We start from the raw sequence: 15395 nt of genomic DNA on the forward strand, positions 1-15395 counted from the left end.
GTTGATCCACTCCCTGTTTATGTTAGCCGACCTGTTCAATCCGACCTTGATTGATGCGGTAGACGGAGTCGCAAAGCGCATCGATGTCTTGTTGATTATGACTCGTCAAGATGATCGTCTTCCCTTCTTTTTTGAAGGACAATAATAGTTCTCGCAGACGCAGGACACTATCGTGATCGAGCCCATTGAATGCCTCATCCAAAATCAAGATGTCCTGCTTTTCCATAATGGCTTGGGCAATCGCGAGCTTTTGTTTCATCCCGAGCGAATACTGTTTGACCTTCTGCCGATTACCGGGCTGTAAGCCGACGGTCCGCATCGCCTGTTCAATCTCGGCATCGGTGACCACTTTCCGGATTGCTGCGAGTTGTTTTAAGTTCTCAAATCCTGATTTATGGGCGATATAGCCCGGTCGATCGATGATGACACCGACGTTTTCCGGAAAGCGTCGCGTCTGACCGAGCTGTTCATTTCGAACTGTGATCGTTCCCGCGTCCGGATGAATGAAGCCGCAAATCATCTTGAACAAGACCGATTTCCCTGAACCGTTTGGTCCAGTGATGCCGACGATATCTCCTTTTTGAATCGTCAAATCGATATCTTCGAACAAGGGGTTGCCTTGATACCCTTTCGTGACCTGCTCTAGTTTAATCATTTCCACGAAACGTCCTCCTTATATACGAATGCTTTTTTGAAACAGAAAGTATAACCAGACAAGTGAAAGCCCAAGATAGATCAGCAAGACGAACAATAGATGTGTCAGACTGAACGACTGAAGCTGAGCGAATCCGTTCAGTCCGGACGGAAAGATTCCGTATTGATTGAAGTTTGGCAACAAGAAGACGGATAAGACACCAAACAACCCGAGCATCGCGTAACCGTCCGGAAATTGCCACAGTAAGATGAAGCTCAAAAGCGAATAAAGCATCAGTTGAAGCATCGAGATACCGATCAGTTGTAGAAGCAATTGCATCGACGAAATCGATAAGAGACTAGTCGAAAGTGACAACGATAACCCTTGCAATATTCCGATACCTGTTGTTCCGATGATTAGAAACGCGAGGGCAAGTAGATAGAAACGTCCTTCCCTAACGAAGACGTGAAACGCCCATTTCTCGAGCCGTTGGTAACGCATCCACGTGTATGGTCCGATTGCCGTCATTTGATTTTGCAGACGCAATTGACTTAAATAAGCAAGTCCGAAAAAAAGAATCAGATACGACATGAGTTGAAGAAACGAACTGTCCATTGCATTGACACCGTAAAATGCGACGACGAAGAGATCACCGATCGTTTGTAGCTCAGTCGACGCTCGGTTACTACTGAGGAAGATATACAGACTGGCAATCATCGCATAGGTAAGATACGGTACGAACTCCTTTCGTGAAGTCAGTAGCTGACGAAGCGGTCGCATCCATTGGACCGATAGATAGATCAGCGCAATCGCAATACTGAGGACGATGAGTGCCATCCAAGGATGCATTCTATTGGATACAGCCCCGACAGAGAAATACGCGGCGGCTGAAAAGAACTCTCCTACTCCAAACGATGATTTAAAACTGAAGATACACCAAATCACTACCACTGCCGCCTGTAGCAACAAGCTCTTATGCTTTTCATGCAATAGAAACGCAAGACACATGAACCCATGTAACATAATGCTCGCAAGCAACCAAAGAATCGGTTGTAAAAAAATCACTGACAGTGGTGAGCGAAAAGTCGCGCTGAGATGATGACTTATGTTGCTACTAGTCGAGATTTGACTGTATGTACTCCATTGCAACGTAAACGATTGATCGCTGGCACTAAGAAGACTCAGTAGCAAGACGCATCCGAACAAGGGTAGGACGGCACGTAAATACCATTTTGTCGAGTAGTATAGCCAGTTCCGAAATGAGCCGACCCGAATCAAAATCGACGGTTCATATTGCTGTTCAATCATTCGAAACGAGAGGAACAAGAGTAACGGCATCAGGAAAAAGAGTAACAGGTACATATCATTTTGAATCGCAAACGTGATGTCCCACGCGTTGACGTTTCTGCCGAACTCCTGCGCCTTCGTCAATACTTCTTGCCGTCTATACCATGCGACGTAACTGATCACGAGGATGAATAAACTCTTCAGTACAATCAAAATATTCCGTGTCTTCATCATGACTGAAAGCTCCACTCCGGTTTCGGTCGAATCATCGTCAGGTAGAGCGTGAAGTTAACAACGATTAAAACAGTAAACGGTACGAACACTGTCCAAAGCGGCTGCTCCGTGATGTTAAACGGAAAGACCGTACTGATAGGTGAGAATTGTGGAGCTTGCATCATACCAGCGACGAAGTTAAAGATATGGTAGGCGACGAACGGTAATGAAATTGCGAGATAGACTTGTTCGAGCGATAAGATCAACAGGTAAGCAAGTGTCGCGTACACTGCTCCGTTGAGTCCAATCCAAGCGGCGTAAAGAACGGCATAGAGTAACGGGTGAATGTCCACCAAGAATGAAAATGCATTCGTTACGTCATGCGTCTTTTCGCTTAGCGGCGTGTAATTGACTAGACCGAAAAACGGTTCGACATAACGAATGAGGACGAACGTGACGATTGTCATTAAAAAGAACACAAATCCTGTCAGCATCACATTGACGAAACCGACCGCAAATAGATAATCCTTTAGACTGGCACGCGTTCGAACGTATGTCAGATAGTTATCCTTGTATTCAGCGATGAAGATCGGCAAGAAAATCAAGACTGCAAGTATCGGAAACAGCATCGGGATCGTTCCTGACAGCGTCTCTTCGAATACTTCTGTCGGTAGGAAGAACTGGTAACTCTTATAAATGAAACTGAACTGAAGAGTTGGTAAACCGAGGATGATCAAAAGATAGAGTACACATTGCTTCACCGTGAATGCTTGTGACCAAATCAGCTTAATTTGTTGCGACATATGACCCCTCCTATTTTCGTAATGCCCAAAACCAATAACCCAGTACATTAAAGAATACGACTGAGACGATACTTAATAGATGCAATCGTCCTGCATGATAAAGCTTGATGACGCTCCAAATGATTGATGTCACGAGATAAATCGTCAAGCCGACTAGCGCAAGCACAGCACCGAATTTCGTAACATCGAAACTTTCCGTCGTTGTCAGGTGCTGTTCGTCAATCAGATACATGCCATGCGAAGTGAACAGCTCCGGTAACCAAATCGATCGGTGAACCGTGAAGTCACGCGAGGACGAAACGTCTTGTCCGGAAATCGATATTAGTAACAGATGCTCTTCTAAAATGCGTTCGTAAGATTCAATCGAACGTTCATTGCCATAAAAGGCATCCGCATAGGCGAGCGACTGATGCTGGCTCAACATCATCGTGCCGATAAAGAACACTATCGTTGCAGCGGCGATGCTGATTCCGATGCGGAGCAACCACGAAGCGAACGTCCGCTCTTTTCGATAGACCCACGTCAAGAGCTGATCGACATGCTCCTTACTACCGTAACGATACATGGCAAGCTTCGTCGCTTCTTCTTCCGAATAACCTTGAATCATCAAGTCTCGCACCGATTGTTCAAGATGACTTCGCGTCTCTTCCATGACGTCGATGATTTCCGGATCCGTCACATCCGCATCTTGATACAAGTCATGGACAAAATGATCGAGTTTATTCAAGCGCGCCGTCTCCCTCTTCAAGAAACTTCGGGAGTAGCTGCTTTAGAAAACGCCATTCAAGTCGTTTTTTCGCAAGAAGGATTTTTCCTTCAGTCGTCAGCGCATAATATTTACGTCGTCCGCCGCCCGCTGCTTCGTCACTCCAATAGGATATGACGAATCCTTTTTTTTCAAGGCGTTTGAGTGACAAATAGAGTGTCGCCTCTTTCAGTTCGAACTGCTCGTCTGACGTTTGCCGGATCGTCTTCGCGATTTCATACCCGTATCGGTCTTGTTCGTTCAGCAACGACAAGATGATCGTGTCGACGTGCCCCTTTAATAATTCTTTATCGATTTCCATCTCGTACAACCCCTTCCTTATTCTGGATGTCTCAGTTCCTTAACGATAAACTGAATTACTCTGTAATGCAAAGTACTTTTTAAAACTTATGGGAATGAATCAACAAAAAAGCACACTCCTTTTCAAGAGCGTGCTCGGTCGGTTCAGTTCAATAAGTCGTTTACTTTCTTCGAATCTTCGATAAAAGGCTTCGTGAACGCCTTCAGTGCTTTCTCATTATCGTACGTCGTAAAGTCTTTTCCATACCAATCGCGCAGCTGTTGTTTCTTAAAGTGATACGAAGCATCCTCGATCGTCATGTTGACACGGTCGACATTCGGAATCAATGTGAACAGTGCTGTTGCATTGTAGATTGCCGTACGATTGCTTTTTTGTTCGACCTGTCCTTCTTCGTATCCAGCATAACGTAACGTTAGTTGATACGGCTTTTCTTTCGTCGCAAGTTCCATTTTCTTTAACTGATCGCCATGTGGTAACTGTTGAACGATGTCTCGTACGCTACTGTTATCTCCTAGATATGTACCTTGTTGCTTAAATAAATCGGTTTGTGTCGCTGCTGTTCCACAACCACCGAGTATTAGCATGCCGCTCGCTAAAATGATTGCACCAACTGTCTTTTTCAATTTTATTTCCCCCAATACGTTGACTCGTTCTTATCCTAATAAACGAATCAAGCAAAGAAAAGTTTCAAAATAAAGGAAATCAACGCTTTGATAAACTCGATGCCCTTTGTTTTAAGTAGAGTAGGCTGTACCCAGTACCTCCACCTGTAGCAATCAAAAGCTTTATAATTTTAAAACGAGTGAACCCTTCAATGACGTACCCTTTTATCTTTTGAGTCAAAGTTGCTTCAGGAATCCAATCGATCGTATATCCGATGCTAAAGGATAAAAGCAAACTGAGGAATAAATAAGTGATGACAAAACTAAGAATAAATCTTTTGATGATCATGTTATTCCCTCTTTTTCTAAATGTAATAAAATAACTTATTTTTATATAATAAGTAAATAAATTAAGAAATATCTAAAACAACAACCTATTTACCTATATTTTGTTAATTACTATGTTACTCTATTACTATTCGAAAAGTTCGAAAATCTAGCTGTACCTATTCACGGAGGTCTCCGATGCTACAAATGTCTAACTTACTCATTCTGCTCTTTTTATTTATCTTCCTAACATGCGGATTTGTTTTCGCTTTATTCTGGATCATCAAAAAAATCAAGTCGTAATCACAACAACCCGGCCTCTCAAAGGAGAGAAGCTGGGTTGTTGTTCGTTTCATAGAGTTGTTGGATACGATTCACGATGTCGTTCGCCGTTCCCGGTACAGGTGGCATCCAAAGTCCTGTCACTGGACCGTAGACGACGGGATTGATTGCCACCTCGTACCCACCATACGGATGTTCTTCCGCTGTCGGCAAATAACCGATGTAACCGTTCGTATAGCCTCCGAAAAAGGCGAGTTCCGTTTGACGCATCCACTTTATCTGTAGCGCTGTCTCACAGAACGGCTCCATCGGGATGCCTGAGAACGACCCTTCGTTTAGTTCAAACAATTGAACTTCGACCGGGATGGTGAGTGTTGCTCCCGATCGTTCCTGAACGTACGCCAACCATCGTGCTGCGCTGACGCCCCATGTCTGTTCAGCGTAAGTTGCCATGTCTTGCAATACGTTCGCAGCCGGTACTTCTGTTAAGCGCATCGGATAAATCACTGACTGAATCCGGTGGTGCGTTAACGGTTGAAACGACACATCCGGAATTGTCATTAAGACGTGTCCGCTTAGAGCAAACGCCATCTTCTGTAGACTTGCTAGGTCACCACGATATTTCGCATTGATGTTCCCCGTCGCGCCTTGAACAATCACGACCGGGCAGCCGAGTGCCTGTTCGAGTAGCGTTCGAGTGACACCCGGATAATCACCGGATAAGACGACACTGTCTGATTTCAAGACGTTCGGATGCGCCGTACAAAAGACGAAAGCTCCGACGAGACCCGCATCACCGGTCCGACGAATTAACAATGTTCCAATTCGGTCATCCGCCACCCCAGACGGATCTGTTCCCATCACCGCTTGTCCATTTATTTTCTCCCGTCGGTTGACTCCGAGTTTTCCGGTCGTCACACCCCAACCCATCTCGACCAACTGCATCACTTTGCTTGCTTTGACCGCAGATACGATCGCTTGTTGCGTCAAGATCGTTTTATAGGCGACGGTCAACGGTTCAGTTCCCGCTGTCGCTGGACCTGAATGTGTATGCGTATATACGACCGTGATCTGTTCCTTCGAGACGTCTAGCCGGTCAGCGATGCCTTCACGGATGGTATCGGTATCGCCGACGAGCATGCCGATGTTATCGATGCTGACGAAGACCGATGTCGTCTGCTCGCTCTCAAAGATGCTCGCTGTGACATATAGCGGATCGTGTATGCTTGCAATACCGACTTCTCGGTGATAACCGATGAAGGCAGTACCGAGCGGCGGATTGATTACTTCCCGATGCATTCCAAAACGACTCATGTCTGACGTTCCCCCCTTGAACAACATACTATTTCTTCCATATAATAACATTAACTACAGTAGAGGAGGACATAAAGATGTCGATTCGTTGGAAGGAAGAGATGCTTCAGTTCGAGACGCTTCGTGAAGCAGAAGTCTGGGCGGACTCGATCACGAACGAGATCCATGGTCGGTCAATCACCGGTTATTGCACCCCTGACTTTAAAGTTGCGACGATTCTTACTTTTTATTTAGCGGAAAATCCAGACTATCGCGTACGTTCGGCAACGGTTCACCTCGATGAAGAGATCTATTATCAAGTTTGGGTCGAGATACTCGATTCACTTTGACTTCATGAATTGGTCGAGGACGATTTCCTGAAACGCACGTGTCACGGGTGTGCCCCACTTCGACTGTTTCGTGAGCAGATGGGCATACATCGGACAGGATTTAAAACGAATGGAACAACAGAAACCTGTGACCTGTTTTGCCGATAGTCCGTTGTTAAATGGTCGACATGGAGTAACATACAAAAACGGGAAAGAGGTTATGTCATGAAAAGAATCGTTTTGTTATGCGCTCTCTCAATTATAACTGTATGGCCGTTAGCTGCTTGTAGTAATGAAGTGAAAATGCAACATACAAGTGAAAAACCGACAGCACTAGACGTATTAGGAGAAGATTCTACTGCTGACATTTTTCAACTAAATGATACGATCTACAAATCAGATGTAAAATGGGCAGAGAAAACAGAAGTCACTAAGAGTAAAAAAGTCGGAGAAATCAAGAAAATGAGTTCTGATCAATACGATTTTGATAATGGAACTGCCACGAAGCTCTCAAAGGGTACCGTCATATACTCTACGAAAGAAAGGAATGAAATTCTTTTGGTGAGTTTTAAAGGGAAATTAAAAAAATACGTTGCTTTAGGAGAAGGTTAAATGGATTACAACTTGTAGAAACCCCTTATTTCAATCACGAAACGAGGGTTGTCTATAAGAAAAGGCATCCTCAACTGGGATGCCTTTTCTTATTAAGATAATAGCGAATCTGATCAGCCGTTAACGACTTTTTCTGCTACTTCCTCATTCATCGATTGACGATTAATCGAGAGGTGTTCGCCTTCTTTCAACCGTTTTCGATATTCAGCTGTCGCAGTGAACAAGACATCTGTCGACGAGTTTAATGCTGTCTCAAATGAATCTTGCAACACACCGATGACAAATCCGACAGCAACGACTTGCATCGCGACGTCATTCGGAATCCCGAATAAGCTACACGCAAGTGGAATCAAGAGAAGCGATCCCCCAGCGACACCAGAGGCGCCACACGCACAGACGGCAGCGAGGACACTTAAGATGATGGCTGTTGGAAGATCAACTTGGATACCGAGTGTGTTTACCGCAGCAAGCGTCAAGACGGAAATCGTAATGGCAGCTCCTGCCATGTTGATTGTTGCACCAAGCGGAATTGAGATGCCGTACGTCTCTTTATCAAGTCCAAGCTTTTTCGATAGTTCCATGTTGACCGGAATGTTCGCAGCCGAACTACGAGTAAAGAATGCCGTGATGCCGCTTTCGCGTAAACATTTAAAAACGAGCGGATACGGATTTTGACGGACGTTGATATAGACGATCAATGGATTAACGATGAGTGCAACGACAAGCATCGTACCGATCAGTAACCCTAGCAGGCTCACGTAGTCAAGAAGAGACGAGAGACCGTTCTCCGTAATCGAACCGATGACAAGTCCCATAATGCCGAGTGGCGCAAGCTTGATAATCCATCCAACCATTTTCGCAAGTGCATCGGAGAAGTTCGAGATGAACGTTTTCGTTGAATCCGATGCATTTTTAAGCGCTAATCCTAAGATGATCGCCCATGTCAAAATGCCGATGTAGTTCGCTTGGACTAATGCATTGACGGGGTTATCAACCATGTTCAAGACAAGGGTCTTCAGGACTTCGATGGCATTCCCAGGAGCTGTCAGCTTTTCTGTGCTCTCTGTCAATGTTATCGAAACCGGGAACAAGAAACTAACGATGACCGCAATCGCACCCGCTAAAAAAGTACCGAGCAGGTATAAGAAGATGATTGATTTCATGTTCGTTTGCTGTCCCTTTTTATGTTGCACAATCGAAGCCATGACTAGGAAAAAGACCAAAATCGGCGCGACTGCCTTTAGTGAGGAGACAAATAATGTTCCAAAGATGGTCAATGAACTCGCTACTTCAGGAATCGTGACGGCTAAAATAATACCAATAACTAAGCCGATCGCGATTTGTTTCACTAAACTGATTTGGTTCCACATCTTCAACAATTTCATACATTCCCCTCCAGGCTTTCAAAAAATAAGATATTTAGAATTCGAAAAATGATGACTTCTCTCTCTCATTCCAAAACGATGAATGATCTGGTCGCTCACTTTTCAAAAAATTCTCTCAGTTTATTGTTTTCTATTTTTACATAAATCCTAAGAAATAAAAACTAGTTTTTTGCAAGAAATATAATTCCTTTTCCTGGATGTTAAATAAGAATACGAATGCAATCGATTGCATAATTACAAAAAAAGTAGGAAACGGATCATACTGTCTCCCACTTCATTATGTTAACTAAATCTTTATGTATGAGTGTTAACTGACCTTCCTTTACTACTTAAAAGACCATTATTTTTTTGCATTTGGCAATCAAAAGAACAACAAGTAATAAAATCTCAAGAATCAAAAATATCTCCACAAAGGAATAAACACCAAATGTGTTTCGCGCTTGCGTAATGATGATGACGAGTGCACCAATCGCCCAGACAAGTAAGATCAGTTCTAAAATATATTAATCATTTGGTATGACATCCATATGTTTCTTACAATAGACTGACTAAAATGATTTAAGTGATGCCTATATTTTACAGCATCCTGAAGTCTTCCAGTTTTCCGAAAGTTGAGCAAATGAGTTTTTAAAGATCTAAGTCATCCGGATAGTCCTTTATTTTCCTAACCCGAATACTTTCCTCCTGACCGATTTGATCGGTTTCTTTCAATCGGTGCTGTACGACTAGAAGAACCAATACAATTGCTGATATCACACAGATCGTCGCATAATACGGTTGAGCAAATCGTTCCAACTCAATCGCAGATAAAACCTGTAAAATCGTCAATCCAGCTAACATCCCGTGGAAATATCTCTGGTAGTTGCGCGGCATTCCGGCTTGTCCAAACGTCTCATACCAGACGAATAAGCCGAGTCCGAACGCGAGTCCGTTTAGGATCGGTGAAGGCAGGAGAAACAGGAGGATTCCAAGACTAAGCATCAACCAGGCGTATCGAATAACTGGCTTGAAGAAAGCAGGATCGAGCGTCGGTTCTTCTTCCTCAATGACAGGCGTTGCTTTCTCCTCTTCGGTCAACGGTCGAAAACCAATTGCTTCTCTCTCTTCTGCTAAGTCGAGCATCCGCTTTTTCATTCCGAAATAGAACGGAAAACGTTCTTTGACAACCTCCCCTTCATCCGTTTGACCATCCGCTTGTTCTTGTACGGATACCTGATACAGCGTGCGCCCCATCCGGTAACTGACCCAGTAGTCGGTCGTTTGACCATTATTACGCTTGAGTTCAATCACCTTCGTTTGTTGATTCGTCATGATATGTGATTCCTTTCGTCGCAAGTTCCTTTAGTTGTTCTGACGCATACAACAGGAGAATGAATCCTGAGATGAGACAGATCGTTCCGTTAATTGAGAGATTGATTGGTGATAAATAGTTTTTTGATGAGCCCGCTAACGCGAACATGCGCGGATTTCCCTTCGAGATGCATCGGCCAGAAAAGCATCAGAACGACGAGTGTTATGTATCCCGGAATCAGTAAGATATCGGTCAGCGTCAGTAATCCACTCAATAGGACGAGTAAAGCGCTTAAAATGCGCAACTTTATGATCCGTCGATCTGAACGAAAATCCATCACTTCAGACAGAGCAAAAGGTGATCGCATGTATCCATCGTCTAATTTTTCACGTACCCATGCTTTTTTCTGACGATACGCGCGCAAGGGACTTTTGAAGACGATCCGCTTCGTCGCGGACTCCTCATTCGTTTCCATCATGTCCTCGCTATCAATCGCTTGCTCTTTTCGGGCAATTCCTTCCCGGCAGAATAAAGTACGCCCTTCTTGGTGAAAGACGATGTGATACACATGATCGTCGACTTGTTTGACTAATTGAATCATGATTTGAGCTCCCATTAACTTGCTTTCTAACTTTTTCTAGGTCTCACCATGTTGCGCTGACCGCGTATAGTATGAACAGACCACTTAAGACACAGACGTAACCGTAATGTCTGACGGTCAACGAACAAAATAGGATAACACCAATCGACAAAATAATACTGAGTACGAATGAATCCACCGTGTCGACGCTATCTCCGTGTCCTGCTAAAGGCGTCTTCAACGCATGCTTCGACCGAATGAAATAGATGCCTAACGTTAATAAAAAGAATCCGATACCAAGGCCAAGGAAAGCTAATACCATAGATGTTCCCTCCGGCAAATGTATTTGTTTCGTTTAGTAAGTCATTATGTTTTCATAAAAGTTATTATACAACTAATACATACGATATTTTTTTTATTAAGTTTCAATCACTAACTTTTCTATTAAATGGATAATGTATTTTCGATTTCATATGTATCTTTTTGCCTAAAATAATAAATTAGTCAGATGACTACCATATAAAATTGAAAACTATCTCTTTAGTGATAAGATGAAGGATTTTGTTTCAACATGACGTCAAGTTTGTAGAAATAAACAGAAAATCTATTCCTAATTTTATGGAATAGATTTTCTGCATACATTCATAGGTCTCTTAGGATTATTTACATCAAAAAGAAAGAATGGTTCTTAAAAGAATATAGCTTACTGCTTTCTTACTTTTCCTGTTCGAGTAATATAGTTCTCTTCAGTGATACTAGCAATATGACTGCTTGCTTTAAGCGAATAAAACAATCCGATGAAAATACACAATATACCGAATAGCTGTAGCCACCTTAGATACACATTTCCGAAAAAAACGTCTAATAAAATAGCCACTGTAGGGTCGACAAAAACCATAGAAGAGACAACTGTCGTTGGTAAATGACGAATGCTATTGAAAAACAGAAAATAAACTATACCTGTATGAATAACTCCGGTTACAGTGACGTACATCCACTGAGAAGTATCAATTGCTTGATAGTTATTAAAATGAATGAATGGAAGTAACACAATCAGACCGATCACCATTTGAATAAAAGTGGTCGCATATACACTAGTTTTTGTAATACTCTTTCCTAGCAGCATTGTTGCTGCATAGAAACATGCTGCGATGATGCTGTACACGATCCCCCTCCAGCTTTCTGAAGCAAACCGCACACCATCGGTACCTATAATACTCAATGTTCCAATAAAACAAACTAACATAGATACATACATGAGTTTCGTCTTTTTTTCTTTAAAGAAAAGACTACCCATCACAAGAACAATAATAGGAGCTAAGTGATATAAGGTTATGGCAATTGTAATGGACGTTCTTTCAAATGCTTTAAAAAGAAACACCCAATTACAAACATTCGTCATACCACAACAAGCAATGTATATGAGTTCTTTCCTATTCCATTTTTCCCTTTTAAAGCGTCCAGATACGATCCATGCCATTATAAGAAATACAGCAGCACAAATACATCGAACCCACACTAATTCAATTGCCGGAAGACCTGTAAAAGTTGAAAAAAAGCCAATTGATCCAAAGATAGTCATAGCTATACTTAGTTGAAACAAAGCATTCTTGTTCACGTCTATCTCCCCTTTTTGCTTACACATTTATTCATCGTTGTGCAGGCAATCCATCACGCGTAAGAATATTTTTCCACATTTCATCCGGAATGGAGAGCGTTTGTTGATCATCGCGTGACAAGGTCGTACGAATTTCTTCTTCTCTTCCTGCTATTAGTTTTCGAACCCAATCTGGTTCCATTAATAACTCTCTTCCTAATCCGAATAATGGAATTCCTTGTTCTAATACGTTCAAGGCATCATCTGGTGTGTGTATAGAACCGAGTGACAGAAAACTTGTTCTATCCGCAATCACATCCCGAAAAATCTCTGATCTTGTTTTTGTTTGATTTGAACCACTTCGAGGCATGGACCAAACGTTTTTGACTGAAAGATGGAGGTACGACAAGCCTTGATTAGACAATCGATCTACAAAGGCGATTGTTTCCTCCATGTTCAAACCATTCTTTTCTGGTTCTTCTGGTGAGAAGCGATAACCAATAATAAAATTATTGTTCGCATATTGATCTCGGACTCGTTTTACTTCTTCAATAACAGCTAATGGAAAGGACATCCGTTTTTCTAGTGTTCCTCCCCACATATCTGTTCGAAGATTTGAATATCTCGAAAAAAATTGTTGAATCAGATATCCGTTGGCTCCATGAATTTCCACACCATCAAACCCTGCACGTATAGCTATCTCCGTTGCTCGTCCAAAATCCTGAATAGTAGATAGAATTTCTTCGTGTTCTAACGCACGTGGAACGTAATCATCACTTGAATCCTTGTAAAGGCTCGCCACGATACCACTCGGGCTAACCATTCGCCTTTCACTTATGTATCCGATTAGACTCTCGCTACCTCCATGATGAAGTTGAAGGATTGCTCTTGCTCCCTTTTCTTTTATTTTATTAGCCAACTGCGAAAGACCTGGTATATTGTGTTCTCCATATGCTTTCATTTGACGAGGAAAACTAGTCCCGAGTGATGAAATGGTCGCAGCCGCGGTAATAAACATAGCTGGTCCTTGTGCTCTTCTGCTATAGTAATCCAACTCTCCGGAAGAGACGCTTCCATCTATATTTCCTGAATAGGTGGTCATCGGTGCAACAACGACTCGATTCGCCAAAGTTACTCCATTCGACAAGGTATAAGGTGAAAGGATTTTTTCATACTTCTGATTCATCAATACATCCACTCTCCAATTCTTTTTATTTTTTGATTCAATCTGTCTGTTTTTAGTGTATTTGTAAAAATAAAATAAGTAAAATGAATGTTTTTCATTCTTATCATTTGTATCTCTCATGTATAATGCAGAAAAGGATGTGAAGTACATTGAATTTATTTCAATTAGAAGTGCTTTTAAACGTAGTGGAAAGTGGTAGTTTTACGAAAGCAGGTCAAAAGATTGGACTGACACAATCTGGAGTAAGTCATAACATTACAACACTGGAATCTGAACTAGGAGTAACACTTTTGAATCGAGGACGAGGTGGGACATCGTTAACTACTGCAGGCGAATATATTATTCCACACATACGCAATATTGTGACAAACATGGCTCATATAGAGCAAAAAGTTTCTTCTTTGCAAGGATTAGAATTAGGAAAGATTGTTGTTGGGAGTTTCCCAAGTTTTACAGCTACCTTTATACCGATTTTGTTTTCTATATTCAAAGAACGTTTCCAGAATGTTGAATTGGTGTTGTATGAGGGTGGCTATGATGATATTGAAAAGTGGGTGGAAGAAGGTACGGTGGATCTCGGTTTTACAGCATTACCAGTTAAAGGTTTCGAGAGTATAGCACTGACGCAAGATCCTTTATCTGTTGTCGTATATGATGGACACCCTTTTATAGAAAAAGATGTTGTTACGATAGCTGATTTCGAAGAGGAATCATTCATCATGTTACGATCTGGATGTGAAGTCCTTATCGAGGAGGAATTTCGTAAAGCTGGTCTTTCATTACGTACCTCATATAATAGTAAGGAGAATGAAACTGTACTGTCTATGGTGAAAGGAAAATTAGGTATTAGTATTATGCCAAACTTGGCAGTCCCTAAACGGGAGACTCATGTTCATCTATTACCCTTACATCCTCCTGTGGTTAGACATCTCGGATTAATTGTCAAGTCCTCAGACAAAATGACGCCTCTTTCCAAAGAATTTCTCAAGATCGTGAAAGCACATTTCGATAGTCATGAAATCTAATTATTGATATTAGGATAGTGCGTACAGATACATTCACTTACGGATAGCACAGATTCAGGAACAAGCGCTTTGTCCATGTACTCCTTTCGAAGAGTTGGTAAGATAAGATAACATTCTGCAGATAGGTAGCACACGATTCGCCTCCTTATCACGCAGTGAGTATATATAATGGATTTGATACGCTATATCGAGTAGAGACATAGTTGATCTACCTCCACCTTCGCGTTGCTTAGAGGTGGAGGATTCGTGAGTTTTCCAACCTATGGGCGGAGTAGCAGCAGGGGCATATAAAGATGCGGTTGTTCTATATATAAATTCGAATTTCGATAAGGATGCTTTAGCTTATACGGTTGCGCATGAATACCATCATTTGATTCTCCATGACAGAAATAAATATCAGATGAACAAATTACTCGATTCGGTCATTATCGAGGGAAAAGTGGATGCTTTTGCTGACCGAGTCCTCAAAGATGTGAAGGCCCCATGGGATACTCCAATGGATGAAAAGACGAAAAAACATGTCGCAAAATTGATTCAATCTGGTGAAGCTACATACGAGGACCTTGTGGGCGGTAGTCCCCAAAAAGACATTCCCCGCTGGAGTAACTATAATTTAGGACACGATATCCTCGACCATTATTTTAAATTACAACCAGATTCTAAAATAGAGGAATGGTCCTTTAAAGGTGAAGCTGATCTTTTGAAAGGATACAAATACCAAAAGTTACTTCAGTGAGAGAACTATATTTTTGATACATTCCATAAAAAACAGACAGATGAAATAACAATATCAGTTTACGTATCGCAGGAAAATTTCTCTATCGCACTCAATAACATCTTAATATGGACCAATATCTATACAAAGAAAGATCAAGGTACAGA

Annotated in this window: 18 protein-coding genes; 4 read left to right on the top strand and 14 right to left on the bottom strand. The window is 42.0% G+C overall.

Features of this window, described 5'->3' with window-relative positions; all coding sequences use genetic code 11:
- Positions 1-22: 22 nt before the first annotated feature.
- From B2U10_RS09700 to B2U10_RS09735, 8 genes are all read right to left on the bottom strand, one after another.
- The gene (locus tag B2U10_RS09700) at positions 23-655 is read right to left on the bottom strand and encodes an ATP-binding cassette domain-containing protein (RefSeq protein WP_375092144.1); all 633 of its coding nucleotides are present in this window, start codon (positions 653-655) and stop codon (positions 23-25) included.
- A gap of 18 nt (positions 656-673) precedes the next feature.
- On the bottom strand, positions 674-2155 hold the full coding sequence (locus tag B2U10_RS09705; RefSeq protein ID WP_290787158.1) for a hypothetical protein: 1482 nt from the start codon (positions 2153-2155) through the stop codon (positions 674-676).
- Complete coding sequence (locus B2U10_RS09710; protein WP_290787161.1) at positions 2152-2937, bottom strand: ABC transporter permease; 786 nt, start codon at positions 2935-2937, stop codon at positions 2152-2154. Before B2U10_RS09710 ends, B2U10_RS09705 begins: the two co-directional genes overlap by 4 nt.
- 10 nt (positions 2938-2947) lie before the next feature.
- The gene (locus B2U10_RS09715; RefSeq protein WP_290749940.1) at positions 2948-3664 is read right to left on the bottom strand and encodes a hypothetical protein; all 717 of its coding nucleotides are present in this window, start codon (positions 3662-3664) and stop codon (positions 2948-2950) included.
- Positions 3657-4004 carry a PadR family transcriptional regulator gene (locus B2U10_RS09720; RefSeq protein ID WP_290749936.1) on the bottom strand — a complete coding sequence of 116 codons (348 nt, stop codon included), beginning with the start codon at positions 4002-4004 and terminating at the stop codon, positions 3657-3659. The genes B2U10_RS09715 and B2U10_RS09720 overlap by 8 nt, the downstream gene beginning before the upstream one ends.
- A gap of 143 nt (positions 4005-4147) precedes the next feature.
- Positions 4148-4627, bottom strand: a complete 480-nt coding sequence (locus B2U10_RS09725) for a DUF4825 domain-containing protein (RefSeq protein ID WP_290773710.1) — start codon at positions 4625-4627, stop codon at positions 4148-4150.
- A 79-nt stretch (positions 4628-4706) separates the two neighbouring features.
- Positions 4707-4955 carry a hypothetical protein gene (locus tag B2U10_RS09730; protein ID WP_290749930.1) on the bottom strand — a complete coding sequence of 83 codons (249 nt, stop codon included), beginning with the start codon at positions 4953-4955 and terminating at the stop codon, positions 4707-4709.
- 299 nt (positions 4956-5254) lie between these two features.
- Complete coding sequence (locus B2U10_RS09735) at positions 5255-6529, bottom strand: alkaline ceramidase (RefSeq protein WP_290787164.1); 1275 nt, start codon at positions 6527-6529, stop codon at positions 5255-5257.
- A gap of 83 nt (positions 6530-6612) precedes the next feature.
- On the opposite strand from B2U10_RS09735, the gene B2U10_RS09740 reads away from it, so the two are divergent.
- Entirely contained in the window at positions 6613-6858 is a 246-nt protein-coding gene (locus tag B2U10_RS09740) for a hypothetical protein (protein ID WP_290787685.1), read from the top strand.
- Positions 6859-7062: 204 nt separating this feature from the next.
- Complete coding sequence (locus B2U10_RS09745; RefSeq protein WP_290749925.1) at positions 7063-7449, top strand: hypothetical protein; 387 nt, start codon at positions 7063-7065, stop codon at positions 7447-7449.
- 113 nt (positions 7450-7562) lie between these two features.
- On the opposite strand, the gene sstT is transcribed toward B2U10_RS09745, so the two are convergent.
- The 6 genes from sstT to B2U10_RS09775 form a co-directional block, all read right to left on the bottom strand.
- On the bottom strand, positions 7563-8834 hold the full coding sequence (gene sstT / locus B2U10_RS09750; protein WP_035408270.1) for a serine/threonine transporter SstT: 1272 nt from the start codon (positions 8832-8834) through the stop codon (positions 7563-7565).
- A gap of 627 nt (positions 8835-9461) precedes the next feature.
- A complete protein-coding gene (locus B2U10_RS09755; RefSeq protein WP_290787167.1) occupies positions 9462-10145 on the bottom strand; it encodes a hypothetical protein in 684 nt (227 codons plus the stop codon).
- An 89-nt stretch (positions 10146-10234) separates the two neighbouring features.
- Complete coding sequence (locus B2U10_RS09760; protein ID WP_290787170.1) at positions 10235-10726, bottom strand: hypothetical protein; 492 nt, start codon at positions 10724-10726, stop codon at positions 10235-10237.
- A 43-nt stretch (positions 10727-10769) separates the two neighbouring features.
- Positions 10770-11027 (bottom strand): hypothetical protein, encoded by a 258-nt coding sequence (locus B2U10_RS09765; protein WP_290787172.1) that lies wholly within the window; start codon positions 11025-11027, stop codon positions 10770-10772.
- 381 nt (positions 11028-11408) lie between these two features.
- On the bottom strand, positions 11409-12350 hold the full coding sequence (locus B2U10_RS09770) for a DMT family transporter (RefSeq protein WP_414655318.1): 942 nt from the start codon (positions 12348-12350) through the stop codon (positions 11409-11411).
- 4 nt (positions 12351-12354) lie between these two features.
- The gene (locus tag B2U10_RS09775) at positions 12355-13488 is read right to left on the bottom strand and encodes an NADH-dependent flavin oxidoreductase (RefSeq protein WP_290773693.1); all 1134 of its coding nucleotides are present in this window, start codon (positions 13486-13488) and stop codon (positions 12355-12357) included.
- Between the two features lie 149 nt (positions 13489-13637).
- Between B2U10_RS09775 and B2U10_RS09780 the strand changes: the two genes are divergently transcribed.
- Both B2U10_RS09780 and B2U10_RS09785 read left to right on the top strand, forming a co-directional pair.
- The gene (locus B2U10_RS09780) at positions 13638-14513 is read left to right on the top strand and encodes a LysR family transcriptional regulator (protein WP_290787175.1); all 876 of its coding nucleotides are present in this window, start codon (positions 13638-13640) and stop codon (positions 14511-14513) included.
- A gap of 262 nt (positions 14514-14775) precedes the next feature.
- Positions 14776-15249 (top strand): DUF2268 domain-containing putative Zn-dependent protease, encoded by a 474-nt coding sequence (locus B2U10_RS09785; RefSeq protein ID WP_290787179.1) that lies wholly within the window; start codon positions 14776-14778, stop codon positions 15247-15249.
- The last annotated feature ends 146 nt before the right edge of the window (positions 15250-15395 follow it).

This window comes from Exiguobacterium sp. UBA7533 (genome assembly GCF_002479335.1).
Taxonomy (GTDB): domain Bacteria; phylum Bacillota; class Bacilli; order Exiguobacteriales; family Exiguobacteriaceae; genus Exiguobacterium_A.